General features: G+C 59.9%; 10 protein-coding genes. 4 read left to right on the top strand and 6 right to left on the bottom strand.

Annotated elements, in window-relative coordinates:
* Positions 1-231: 231 nt before the first annotated feature.
* Positions 232-1,338 carry a lysozyme inhibitor LprI family protein gene (locus CAK95_RS23210; RefSeq protein ID WP_157699712.1) on the bottom strand — a complete coding sequence of 369 codons (1,107 nt, stop codon included), beginning with the start codon at positions 1,336-1,338 and terminating at the stop codon, positions 232-234.
* A gap of 625 nt (positions 1,339-1,963) precedes the next feature.
* Between CAK95_RS23210 and CAK95_RS23205 the strand changes: the two genes are divergently transcribed.
* The 3 genes from CAK95_RS23205 to CAK95_RS23195 all read left to right on the top strand — a co-directional run bounded on the left by CAK95_RS23205 (position 1,964) and on the right by CAK95_RS23195 (position 4,518).
* Positions 1,964-2,956, top strand: coding sequence for a sensor histidine kinase (locus tag CAK95_RS23205; protein ID WP_086090073.1), 993 nt, complete (start codon positions 1,964-1,966; stop codon positions 2,954-2,956).
* Between the two features lie 114 nt (positions 2,957-3,070).
* Positions 3,071-3,823 carry an N-acetylmuramidase family protein gene (locus tag CAK95_RS23200; protein ID WP_086090072.1) on the top strand — a complete coding sequence of 251 codons (753 nt, stop codon included), beginning with the start codon at positions 3,071-3,073 and terminating at the stop codon, positions 3,821-3,823.
* Between the two features lie 128 nt (positions 3,824-3,951).
* Positions 3,952-4,518, top strand: coding sequence for an imm11 family protein (locus CAK95_RS23195; protein WP_086090071.1), 567 nt, complete (start codon positions 3,952-3,954; stop codon positions 4,516-4,518).
* Positions 4,519-4,678: 160 nt separating this feature from the next.
* Here CAK95_RS23195 and lpdA read toward each other — a convergent pair whose 3' ends face one another.
* The gene (gene lpdA, locus CAK95_RS23190) at positions 4,679-6,100 is read right to left on the bottom strand and encodes a dihydrolipoyl dehydrogenase (RefSeq protein WP_086090070.1); all 1,422 of its coding nucleotides are present in this window, start codon (positions 6,098-6,100) and stop codon (positions 4,679-4,681) included.
* Between the two features lie 177 nt (positions 6,101-6,277).
* Here lpdA and modA point away from each other — a divergent pair, with 177 nt between their 5' ends.
* Positions 6,278-6,985: a molybdate ABC transporter substrate-binding protein gene (gene modA, locus CAK95_RS23185; protein ID WP_157699711.1), complete on the top strand. Its 708-nt coding sequence runs from the start codon at positions 6,278-6,280 to the stop codon at positions 6,983-6,985.
* 27 nt (positions 6,986-7,012) lie between these two features.
* Here the strand turns inward: modA and CAK95_RS23180 are convergent, their stop codons facing one another.
* From CAK95_RS23180 to pdhA, 4 genes are all read right to left on the bottom strand, one after another.
* On the bottom strand, positions 7,013-8,071 hold the full coding sequence (locus CAK95_RS23180) for a Bug family tripartite tricarboxylate transporter substrate binding protein (protein ID WP_198343755.1): 1,059 nt from the start codon (positions 8,069-8,071) through the stop codon (positions 7,013-7,015).
* 73 nt (positions 8,072-8,144) lie between these two features.
* Positions 8,145-9,500 carry a pyruvate dehydrogenase complex dihydrolipoamide acetyltransferase gene (locus CAK95_RS23175; RefSeq protein WP_086090068.1) on the bottom strand — a complete coding sequence of 452 codons (1,356 nt, stop codon included), beginning with the start codon at positions 9,498-9,500 and terminating at the stop codon, positions 8,145-8,147.
* Positions 9,501-9,516: 16 nt separating this feature from the next.
* A complete protein-coding gene (locus tag CAK95_RS23170) occupies positions 9,517-10,944 on the bottom strand; it encodes a pyruvate dehydrogenase complex E1 component subunit beta (RefSeq protein WP_086090067.1) in 1,428 nt (475 codons plus the stop codon).
* A 29-nt stretch (positions 10,945-10,973) separates the two neighbouring features.
* Positions 10,974-11,999 (bottom strand): pyruvate dehydrogenase (acetyl-transferring) E1 component subunit alpha, encoded by a 1,026-nt coding sequence (gene pdhA, locus CAK95_RS23165; protein ID WP_086090066.1) that lies wholly within the window; start codon positions 11,997-11,999, stop codon positions 10,974-10,976.
* Positions 12,000-12,122 lie beyond the last annotated feature (123 nt).

The following is a 12,122-nucleotide window of genomic DNA, read 5'->3' as shown; positions in this document are numbered from 1 at the left end:
TCCGATGCTCCCGGAAACGCGACGGTTAGCCCCGAGAGGGACTTGCGTGACATCTAGTCAAAGCACTGGCGCCGCGCGAATGCCGGCCCGGTTAAACGGAATACATTTCGGCTTCCACCCTCGGCTGCGCCGTGACAGCTAATCTGCCGGTTCGGTCACCACTGGCAAGTGCTGCCATGGAGCTTGCAGGCCCGATCAGCGATGACGGCCCCAACGCTCTGCGCCACTGGTCTAATAGATCGACGACAACAAGGTCGAGATCATGGCAACCGGCGTGACCGTGACTTGCCGACAATTAGCGTTGGGCGGCTTGATGGTGCGAAGCCATGCGCGTTGAAGCGGCAGAGCGACTTTGACGCTGCGTTCGCCCGGCCCGTCGCAGGCGGATGCTGTTTCGATGGCAAACCAGGCGGTTCTGTTCTGTGGCGAAAGCGTCACCGGCAACGGCACACCGGTCGATCGTGCGAAATAGGTTCCATTCGAATAGACGACATCGTCCGGCTGCGGTTTGTTCATTGCGTCATAGACGAGAGCCGTCGGGTAGCCGCGGAGGCGACACGGCGCCGTGCCGCTATAGTCGATCAGATAGGCAGAGATTGTGTGCGACATGCCGGCATCGCCCACGCTGCTGTCTCTGATCGCGATGTCGGCAGGATTGCAATCAGGGAGCGGCTTGTCGAGATTGGCGGACAAGTCACGCACGTCCTGCAGCCGCTGATCGATCACCCGCGCCACGCAGTCGGAGACTTTCGCAGGCGGGCAATTGTTCGGTGTCAGCGGAATGGCGGCTTGCTGCATGTCGAAGGCCGCACGCCAGGCCGGAGACAAACGATCCTGCAATTCGCTTGCGATGGAATCGATCTGGCGCGCTTTCTCGAGCAGGTTCTTGTCGTCGCAAAGTGCTTTCGCGAATTGCCGGGACGGCGGGGCGTTGGCCGTTATCTCGGTCGGCGCGGCGCAATGCGGAGCGAGCTTCGTCAGTGCGCCTGTCTGAGCGGTTGGCTCGGTATAGGGCAGCGCCCGCAGCGCGCCCAAGATCTCGCCGTAGGCCTTGGTCAGACAGGCAACGTCGCCGCGGCATAAATCGCGCCGGCCATGAATCCAGGCGGCCTGCATCCGCTCGGCTTTTGCCCTCACGGCCGACGATGTGACAGAGGGATCGGTATACCTGCGATAGGTTGCCGACACTTCGTTGTCGAACTGCCCGAGTTCGGGCGTTGCACAGATGGCCCATTCGGTGTCGCTTTCGGCCTTGCGGCAATCGAAACTTTGCGCATGACCTTGGACGGCGGCACCGAGCAGCATCAGGACCGCGAGCCATGGTTTCAGGACAGGCATGATGTGAACCGTCACACAAGCATAGCGTCGGATCGGCGAACGCCTCCCTGCGTCAATCCCTAAGAATGGCCGCTTCTCCTCTCGGCCCGCAATCCGAGCTAGAGGAAATTGACAAAAATTTTGAAGAAGGTTGGACAATGGGACGGATGGTCCGGGGTCATTGAAGGGTGGTACAAAACAACGAGGTTCTGTGAAATCCGCTTGGCAAGGCATCTGCATTCCCGGCCGAGTGGAAAGCATGTGTGGGACAATCGTTCGTCGTCCAATCCCCTTTTTACCCCTCAGGTAAAACCTATGTCAGTCGGGAGAGTTTTGTGCGCCTTAAGTCTGGCTCTCTTCCTATCTCATCATGCCGGCGCGCAAAACGGGACGGCGTTCTCGATCGTTCAAGATGTGAAGACGAGCAGGTGCAGAATCGTTACCCACAGGGCCACCACGACGCACGAGCAAACCGTTCTTGGAGAATTTGAATCCTTGGCCAAGGCCAAATCAAAATTAAGGGAAATCATGATTTGCGGAAGAAACGAAACGCAATTCACGACAACTGATTGAGCGCCCGCAGTCTCGTGAGAAAGGCAGAACGCTGGCGCTCAGCGATGGGCAGGATTGCGCATCAACCTTGCTCATGCAGTGGAACTTTGTTGCCCCTCAATGGTTCTTTTTGATGGAAAGTCTCCTTTATCTTTTGCCTTCAAAGGCACAGCCGCTCGGCGTCCGCTACGGCGTTTCGGCAGTCCTCGTGGCGATTGGTCTTGGCCTTTTTGCCGCAATGCAGACGCAAAGCAACTTCATCGGCCTGTTTATTCTGCTGCCGGCGATTTTTCTGGCGGGCTTGATGTTCGATCGCGGCAGCGCATTTTTTGCGACAGGATTGGCGGTGGCGGGCGTTCTGTGGCTGTTGCACCCGCAGTGGACTTCGACGTTGGCGCTTCCGCTCATTCTCTTCACTTTCGTAGCGCTCGCCTTCGGCACGCTTGCCGAGGTGCTTCGCAAGGAAATGGAAAAGGTTGTCGCCTCAGAGCAATCCAAGACACTTTTGCTGCAGGAGGTCGCGCATCGCACCAAGAACAACCTGGCGATGCTCAGCGCAATGGTGCGCTTGCAAGCGCGCTCCCTCGGACCGGAAACATCGAATGCAATGGAAAAGACATCGCAACGCATTCAGACGATGGCCGAGGTGTACGATCATCTGATGTTGCGCGAACAAACAAAGACCGTCGATCTGAAGGAGTATATTGGCGATATCGTGCGCCGGCTGATGGTGTTCGGTGGCGATAAGTCAGTGGCGGTGCGCTGCGAGTTAGATGAAGCCTATGCGCATAGTGAGGTCGCCGTACCCATCGCCATTATCATCAACGAGTTGGTGACAAATAGCATCAAGTACGGCTTTCCCGACGATCAACCAGGTCAGATTCTCATAACGCTGCACGCTGATCATGAATTGGTGCTGTCGGTCTCCGATAACGGCGTCGGAATGCCTGGATCGGAGCACGTGAGGAAGGGCGTTGGGTCGAAGGTTGTCGAGCTGTTGGCTCAACAGCTGAACGGTGCGCTTGTATATGAGGACGCACAGCCCGGCTGTCGCGTTGTATTGCGGATGCCCAAGCCAAAGCTATAGCGCATTGTCGATTCGAATTATGCCATTCGGCTTTGGATTTTGTTTCCCTGCTCCACCTAGCGTTCGCGATCGTCCGGCATCGGCTGCGGAGCCGCATGATCGAGGAGCACAATCATGCTTGCGTTCACGGGCGCAGCGCGTCCACGCTCGGCCGGCGCCCTTCGCGCTGCGGCCGAGCAATTGGGTTGCGACATCGCTGCGATCGAAGCTGTGATCGACGTCGAGGCCGCGGGCTTCGGCTTCGACCATGCCGGCCGGCCGAAGATGCTGTTCGAGCCACATATCTTCTGGCAGAACCTGTCGGGTGCCGAACGGGATGCCGCGGCACAGGAGGACCTGGCCTACCCCGCGTGGAAGCCCGACTATCCGCCTGACAGCTATCCTCGCTTGTACAAGGCGCTCCAGATCAATGAAGACGCGGCGCTGAATTCCTGCTCCTGGGGGCTGCCGCAGATCCTTGGCGAGAACCACATGCCTGCCGGCTACACCACGCCGCAGACCATGGTCGCCGCATTCTGCGACGGAGAGGATGAGCAAATTGCCGCCATGGCCCGCTTCATCTGCGCCAAGGGTTTGAACGTCTATCTGCAAACCCAGAATTGGGCGGCCTTCGCCCGGGGCTATAACGGTCCCGCCTATGCCAGAAACGCCTACGACCAGAAGCTGGCTGCTGCCTATGCCAGACATGCTGGCAATGCGGACAGCGATGTAACACCCGCCGCGCCCGGACCGGTTGCCAGCAGTCCAACAGCGCCGACCGGCAATGCGCCGAGCGCCCTGCAAAGCCTCATCGCCGCCGTTCTGGCGATCGTCATCCGCACGCTTGGCCAAGCCTTCATGCGCTGGCTCCGTTCAAGCAAGCGGTGATTCCCCGCCTGAGTGGCGATGGCGGTCGCTTTTTTGCGGACAGCCAATTTGCAGATGCCCGCGATGCCCATTTCTCGCCCGCTGTATATCATGACGACTGACTGAATCAGCAGTGAGTGGCGCGGCGAATGGACGTCTATTGTCTGACTGTGCTGGAAGGACAAGAATGGATTTTGCCTTCAGACCCAAATGACTTCGAGCTCTTTTCCGCTCTCGACGGCTCACCTCAAACGAATTGGCCTGAGCCGGTGATGCAACTGCTTCGAGAGGACGAAGATGGCCATGAGCGATCTTATTCGGACTTTCCGTGGCTGGGCGCTTACGCCCCCATGCTCACGACGACGGCCGCCGAAGCGCTGAAGAAGACACTGGCGCCCTATGGACAATTATTGCCGCTTCGCGGTGAACACCACTGGCTGCTCAATGTCACGTGCGTGCTCGATGCGTTGGACGAGCAGAAGTCGAAGATCGTGCGTTTCGACGACGGAGCGATCCTGGCTGTCGAAGTCTATGAATTTAAGCGCGATGTGCTGGCCGGACACGCAATCTTTAAGCTTCCGGGCCGCAGCTCTCCTGTCTTTCTCACGCGGGACTTGATTGAGGACATCCGCCACAGCGGCCTTCGAGGCGTGTCGTTTGAACGGGTGTGGTCGGAGTCTCCTTCGTCCGCACCGCTCAGGATCGATCTGCGCTAACGAAGAGAATCGGCGGCCTTGGTCATCATCGTGCTGAAGAGAAGTTCGGAGATTGGTACCTCACTGACGAGAAAGGATCACTGACGAGAAAGGGCGAATCTTTCGATCCGCCCTCCCCTTTATTCTCTCCGGTAATGATCGCGCCAATGGCGCACCGGTGTTACATGTTCAACACACGCCCATAGGCGTCGAGCACCGCTTCCTTCATCGTTTCCGACAAGGTCGGGTGCGGGAAGATAGTATGCATCAATTCTTCTTCAGTCGTCTCCAGGTTCATCGCGACGACAAAGCCCTGAATCAATTCGGTCACCTCGGCGCCGACGAGATGCGCGCCGAGAAGCTGGCCGGTCTTCTTGTCGAAGATGACTTTCACGAGGCCCTGATCCTCGCCGAGTGCGATCGCCTTGCCATTGCCGATGAAGGGAAAACGGCCGACACGGATATCGAGCTTCTTGTCCTTGGCAGCCTGTTCAGTCAGACCGACCGAGGCGGTCTGCGGCGAGCAATAGGTGCAGCCGGGAATGAGATGCTTGTCCATCGGATGCGGATGCAGGCCCTTGATCGCCTCAACGCAGATCACGCCTTCATGCTCGGCCTTGTGTGCAAGCATGGGCGGACCGGCCACGTCACCGATGGCGTAGATGCCCGGCACATTGGTGCGGCACATTCCGTCGATGACGATGGCGCCGCGGTCGGTTTTCACACCGAGTTTTTCCAGGCCGATATTTTCGATATTGCCGACGACGCCGACGGCGGCGATCACGCGATCGACGGTTAGCGTCTGCGTTCCGCCCTTCCCGTCATCGATGGTCGCGGTGACGCTGTCGGCCTTCTTGTCGAGCTTGGTCACCTTGGCGCCGGACATGATCTTCATGCCCTGCTTTTCGAATTGCTTGCGTGCGAAGGCCGCGATCTCGGCATCTTCGACCGGCAGGATCTGCGGCAGCACCTCGACGACCGTCACCTCGGCGCCCATGGTGCGATAGAAGCTCGCGAACTCGATGCCGATCGCGCCCGAGCCGACGACCAGCAGCGACTTCGGCATCTTGTCCGGGTTCATCGCCTCGAAATAGGTCCAGACCAGCTTCTTGTCCGGCTCGAGGCCCGGCAGCACGCGCGGCCGCGCGCCGGTAGCGATGATGATATGCTTGGCCTGATAGGTGCCGGGGCCGAGCGCGCCTTTCGGCGCCTCGGTCTTGCTGGCCTTGACGGTAATCTTGCCCGGCGCATCGATCGTGGCTTCGCCCCAGATGATGCTGACCTTGTTTTTCTTCATCAGAAAGCCAACGCCAGAATTCATCCGGCCGGCGACGCCGCGCGAGCGCTTGATGACGGCGGCGGCATCGAACGAGACATTGTCGGCCGACAGCCCGTAATCCTTGGCATGCTGCATGTAGTGGTAAATTTCAGCAGAGCGCAGCAGCGCCTTGGTCGGGATGCAGCCCCAGTTCGAGCAAATACCGCCCAGGAAGTCGCGCTCGACGATCGCCGTCTTGAAGCCAAGTTGTGCAGCGCGAATGGCGGTGACGTAACCGCCCGGGCCAGAGCCGATGATGATGATATCGAAATTGCTTTCGGTCATGCGGCGATCGGGCTCCTTGCTGGTCCGGCGGTGCGGGCGACCAAAGATCTAGTCGCTGGCCGGCTTTCGACGAGAGTTATTGAGGCCGCCGGATAGCAGGTCTAGGCTGCAAAGAAAACATTCCGGGAGGTTTCAATGCACCGGGCACCTGTGGCCCTTTTACTGGGAATATCTTTGATGGCTGGACTGTCGCCTCAGCCGGCCACGGCCGGCGAGATCCGGGTCTTTTGCACGCAGGCGCTGCGGACCTCGTTGCAGGAGCTTGGCCCGCGCTTCGAGAAGGCCACGGGTCATACCGTCGTCATTGCCGTTGCGCCATCCGGCCAGCTCGTGAAGCGGCTTGCCAATGGGGAGCCCGCCGACCTGATCATTGCCAATGCCGATAACATCGATGCGCTGATCAAGGCCGACAAGGTCTCGGGCCCCAGGGTCAACATCGCGCGGGCACAGGTCGGCCTCTCGATCAAGGCGGGAACGCCCAAGCCGGACATTTCCACCCCGGACGCCGTCAAGCGGGCCTTGCTGGATGCCAAGGCGGTTGCCTATTCGGCCGGTGGCTTGAGCGGAAATGCTTTTGAGAATGTTTTGACGAAACTCGGCATCACCGACGAGATCAAGGCCAAGGCGAGGAATGGCTCTCCCGCGGCTGGTTTTGTCGTGCGCGGTGAAGCCGATATCGCGGTCCAGCAGATCCCCGAATTGATCGCAGTCGAAGGCGCCGAGCTGGTCGGCCCGCTGCCGGCAGAACTCGATCAGGTGACGCAATTCTCCATGGGTGCGGTGGCTCGCAACAGCGCGCCGGACCTCGTCAAGGCGATGCTGACCTATCTGCAATCGCCCGAAGCGCAAACCGTCATCAAGTCCAAAGGGTTAACGCCGGGCTGAGGGTTGCCCGGCATCAACTCCGAAAGATCACTGCACGATAAGTTTCAAATCCTCTATCACAGGCTTCACCTTCGAAACCTGTTCGCGCAGCATTTGCCGCATCTCTTCCTGCGATGAGCCACCAGGCTCAGCGCCGACCATCGCCATCTTCGCACGGACGTCGGGCGCCTGTGATGCCGCGACGATCGCCTTGTGAAGGCGGGCGACGATCGCATCGGGTGTACCGGCCGGCGCGAAGAAGCCATTCCAGCCTTGCAGCTCTAGGAATGCAAAGCCCTGTTCGCGCACCGTCGGCACATCCGGTAAGGCCGACGAACGCGTTGCACTTTGAACAGCAAGCGGTCGCAACGCGCCAGCCTTGGCATGTTGCAACGAGGTCGACAGCTGATCGCCACCGAACTGGATACGGCCGGACAAAAGCTCCTGCACCAGGGGGGCGGCGCCCTTGAACGGGACGTGGTCGAGCTTGATGCCGGCGTCCCGCTTCAAGAGTTCACCGGAGAAGTTCATCACACTGCCCGGCCCGGTCGAGCCGTAGAACATCGGGTCTTTCGATGTCTTGGCAATGGCGACGAACTCCTTCAGGTCCTTGGCCGGCACCGAAGGATGCGCGAGCAGCAGCATCGGCACATAGGCGCCGACCGAGATCGGCACGAAATCCTTCTCGATGTCGTGGCGTGAGCGCCCCGCATATTGCAGCGACGACGTCGTTGTGGAGAAGGTCAGATTGTGGAACAGCAGCGAATAGCCGTCGGGCGCAGCTCTCGCGATCTGCTCGGCACCGAGCGAACCACCGGCTCCGCCAACATTCTCGACCACGAATGACTGGCCAAGCGACTCTCCCATCTTCTGTGTCAGGAGCCGCGCCAGCATGTCGGTTGTGCCGCCGGCCGGGAATGGCACGACGACGCGGATGGGTTTGTTGGGATATTCGGCCTGTGCCAGCAACGGCACTGGCGTCAGTGCCAAAAGGCCGGCCAGAGCCCCGCGGTGCAGGATCGCGCGGCGGGTCAGGGACTTCAGTTTTTGCAGTGTAGTCTTTTTCTTGTGCGGCTCACGAACGACTTTAACGCCTTCGTTGCTCACTTTAAGGCCCTCCCTCGTTGAAGCGTTTTCTCCCGTTTAGCTCGGATCTTGTGTCCGGATTTTCATTTTTGAACTAGACAACCATCATCACTGGATTTTCGATCAGCGTCTTGAACGCGACCAGCAATTCCGCGCCGAGCGCACCATCGACGGCGCGGTGGTCGCAGGACAGCGTGACGCTCATCATCATCGCCGCTTCGATCTTGCCGTTCTTGACGATCGCGCGCTCCTCGCCCGTGCCGACGGCGAGGATCGTCGCGTGCGGCGGGTTGATCACCGCGGTGAAGTCCTTGATGCCGTACATGCCGAGGTTGGATACAGAGCTGGTGCCGCCCTGGTATTCTTCCGGCTTGAGTTTGCGATTGCGAGCCCGCGCCGCCATGTCCTTCATCTGGTTCGAAATGGTCGACAGCGATTTCGTTTCGGCATTGCGCACGATCGGCGTGATCAGGCCGCCCGGCAGCGCGACCGCGACGCCGATATCGGAATGCTTGTGTTTGAGCATGCCGGACTCGGTCCAGCTCACATTGGCATCCGGAATGCGTTGCAAGGCCAGCGCCAGCGCCTTGATGACGAAGTCGTTGACCGAGAGCTTGTAGGCCGGCTTGCCTTCCTTGTCCTTTGGCGCCTGCGCGTTGATCTCTTCGCGCGCGGCGGTGAGCTTGCCGATATTGCAGTCGATCGTCAGGTAGAAATGCGGAATGGTCTGCGTCGAGGCCGTCAGCCGCTGCGCGATCACCTTGCGCATATTATCGTGCGGGATGACTTCGTAGGTGCCGTCGGCATAGAGCGCGCGGATCTTGTCGTCGCCCATGGCGGGTGCGATCTGCGGCGCAGGCGCGGCACCGGGTTGTGCCGGGGCCTTCAGGCCTTTGCCGGATTTTGCGGAATCGATATCGCGGGCGATGACGCGGCCATGCGGCCCCGATCCTTGGACGGCGGCGATGTCGATCCCGGCTTCCTTGGCCAGTCGGCGCGCCAGAGGCGACGAGAAAACGCGGCCATTGCTACCGGAAGGTTCGGCAGGCTGAGGTGCAGCAGCCGGCTTGGCCGATGCAGCGGGAGCTGCGACAGGCGCGGCTTGTGGTGCAGGCGCGGCCTTCGGCGTCTCGTCGGTCTTCGCTTGCGGCTTTGGAGCAGCAGCCGGAGCCGCTTTCGCGCCCGATGCTGTCGCCTTCACATCTTCGCCCTCACCGGCGAGGACCGCGATCACCTGATTGACCGGCACATCGGCCGTGCCTTCGGGCACGACGATTTTCGCCAAGGTCCCCTCGTCGACCGCTTCGACTTCCATTGTCGCCTTGTCGGTCTCGATCTCCGCAATGACGTCGCCGGATTTGACCGCGTCGCCCTCTTTCTTCAGCCACTTGGCCAGATTGCCCTTTTCCATCGTCGGCGACAGAGCGGGCATGAGAATGTCGATCGGCATGTTGGCTTAGCTCCGATCAGCGATACGTGACGGCCTTGGCCGCCTCGATGATCTCATCGACCGACGGCAGCGCCAGCTTCTCGAGATTGGCGGCATAAGGCATCGGCACGTCTTTGCCGGAAATACGGATCACCGGCGCATCGAGATAATCGAACGCCTTTTCCATCACGCGGGCGGAAATCTCCGCGCCGATGCCCGATTGCGGCCAACCTTCTTCCACCGTGATCAGGCGTCCGGTTTTCTTCACCGACTCGATGATCGTTGCATCGTCGAGCGGACGCAGCGTGCGCAGATCGATCACCTCCGCCATGATGTGCTTCTTGGCGAGTTCTTCGGCGGCCTTGAGTGCGTAGGTCATGCCCATGGAGAAAGAAACGATGGTGACATGGTTGCCTGGACGCACGACCTTGGCTTTGCCGATCGGCAGCACATAATCGTCGAGCTTGGGAACCGGGAACGAATGACCGTAGAGGATTTCGTTTTCCAGGAAGATGACCGGGTTCGGATTGCGGATCGCGGCCTTCAAAAGACCCTTCGCATCCGCCGCCGTATAAGGCGCGATCACGATCAAGCCCGGAATGTGTGAATACCAGGACGAGTAATCCTGACTGTGTTGCGCGGCAACGCGTGCGGCGGCACCATTTGGTCCGCGGAACACGATCGAGGCGCCCATCTGGCCGCCGGACATGTAAAGCGTCTTCGCCGCCGAATTGATGATCTGGTCGATCGCCTGCATGGCGAAGTTGAAGGTCATAAATTCGACAATCGGCTTCAGGCCCGCGAGTGCAGCACCGACGCCGAGACCGGCAAAGCCATGCTCGGTGATCGGCGTATCGACGACGCGCCGTGCGCCGAATTCCTGCAATAGACCCTGCGTCACCTTGTAGGCGCCCTGATATTCGGCGACCTCTTCGCCCATGACGAAGACCTTTTCGTCGCGCCGCATCTCTTCGGCCATGGCGTCGCGCAAGGCTTCGCGCACCGTCTGCGTCACCATCTCCGTGCCTTCGGGCACGTCGGGTTCGGGCAAAACCTCGACCTTCGGCGGGGAAGCGACGGCGGAAACCGGTTCGTCCTTGTCTTTTAGCTGTTCCGATTTCGGCGCATCGGGTGCGTCGGATTCATCGAACCGCTGCTGATCGTTCGCACGGTCGGCTTTCGCCACCGGGACAGCATCGATCTTGATCGCGGAAGCGTCTTCCCCTTCGCCAAGGAGAACGGCGATCGGCGTATTCACGGCAACATCGGGCGTGCCTTCGGCGACAAGGATCTTTCCGAGTTTACCCTCGTCGACGGCTTCGACTTCCATCGTCGCCTTGTCGGTTTCGATCTCGGCGATGACATCGCCGGACTTTACCGTGTCGCCTTCCTTCTTCAGCCACTTGGCAAGGTTGCCCTTCTCCATCGTGGGCGAGAGCGCGGGCATCAGGACTTCTATCGGCATGGACGCTCTCTATTCAACCAACGGCAATGTTAGGACGCTTGACGAAGGACATCGGTGTAAAGCTCGGACGGATCGGGTTCGGGATCGTGCGTTGCGAATTCTGCCGCTTCATTGACGGTGGCGCGCACCTTGGCATCGATCTGCTTCAGGTCGTCTTCGCTTGCCCATTTGTTCTTCAAAAGACGCTGACGGACCTGTTCGATCGGATCCTGTTCCGACCGCACCTTCTCGACTTCGTCACGGGTGCGATATTTTGCCGGGTCCGACATCGAATGACCGCGATAGCGATAGGTCTGCATCTCGAGGATGTATGGACCGTTGCCTTCGCGGCACCACGCGACAGCCTTGTCGCCTGCGGCCTTGACCGCGCGCACATCCATGCCATCGACCTGTTCGCCGGGAATGTTGAAAGAAGCGCCGCGCTTGGAGAAATCCTGCTGGGCTGACGAGCGCTGCACCGAGGTGCCCATGGCGTAACGGTTGTTCTCGATGATGTAGATTACCGGCAGCTTCCAGAGCTCCGCCATATTGAAGCTCTCATAGACCTGCCCCTGATTGGCCGCGCCATCGCCGAAATAGGTCAGGCAGACATGATCGTTGCCGCGATAGCGGTTGGAAAAGGCCAGACCCGTTCCCAGCGAGACCTGCGCACCAACGATGCCGTGGCCGCCATAGAAGGACTTCTCGACCGAGAACATGTGCATCGAGCCGCCCTTGCCCTTGGAATAGCCCCCGCGGCGGCCGGTCAGTTCGGCCATCACGCCCTTTGAGTCCATTCCACAGGCCAGCATGTGGCCGTGATCGCGGTAACCGGTGATGACCTGGTCGCCGTCCTTCAGGGCCATCTGCATGCCCACCACGACGGCTTCCTGGCCGATATAGAGGTGGCAGAAGCCGCCGATCAGGCCCATGCCATACATCTGGCCGGCCTTTTCCTCAAAGCGGCGAATCAGCAGCATGTCGCGGTAGGCAGAGAGCTCCTGCTCCTTGCTGAATTCGACGGGTTTCGTGGGTGTATCGGCAGATACCGCCGGCGACTTTTTGGCTACGGCCATGACGCTCCCTAAAATGTTCCGCACAGCGGTTCGACGCAGACCCTTAGCCGAATTTCATGGCGGTTAAAAGCACGCGCCATGCGCTGTCCGCAATGCTGAATATGCGGCCAAATGCCTGAGGTG

Source organism: Pseudorhodoplanes sinuspersici (genome assembly GCF_002119765.1).
Taxonomy (GTDB): domain Bacteria; phylum Pseudomonadota; class Alphaproteobacteria; order Rhizobiales; family Xanthobacteraceae; genus Pseudorhodoplanes; species Pseudorhodoplanes sinuspersici.
This window is presented reverse-complemented; position numbering and strand designations above follow the sequence as displayed.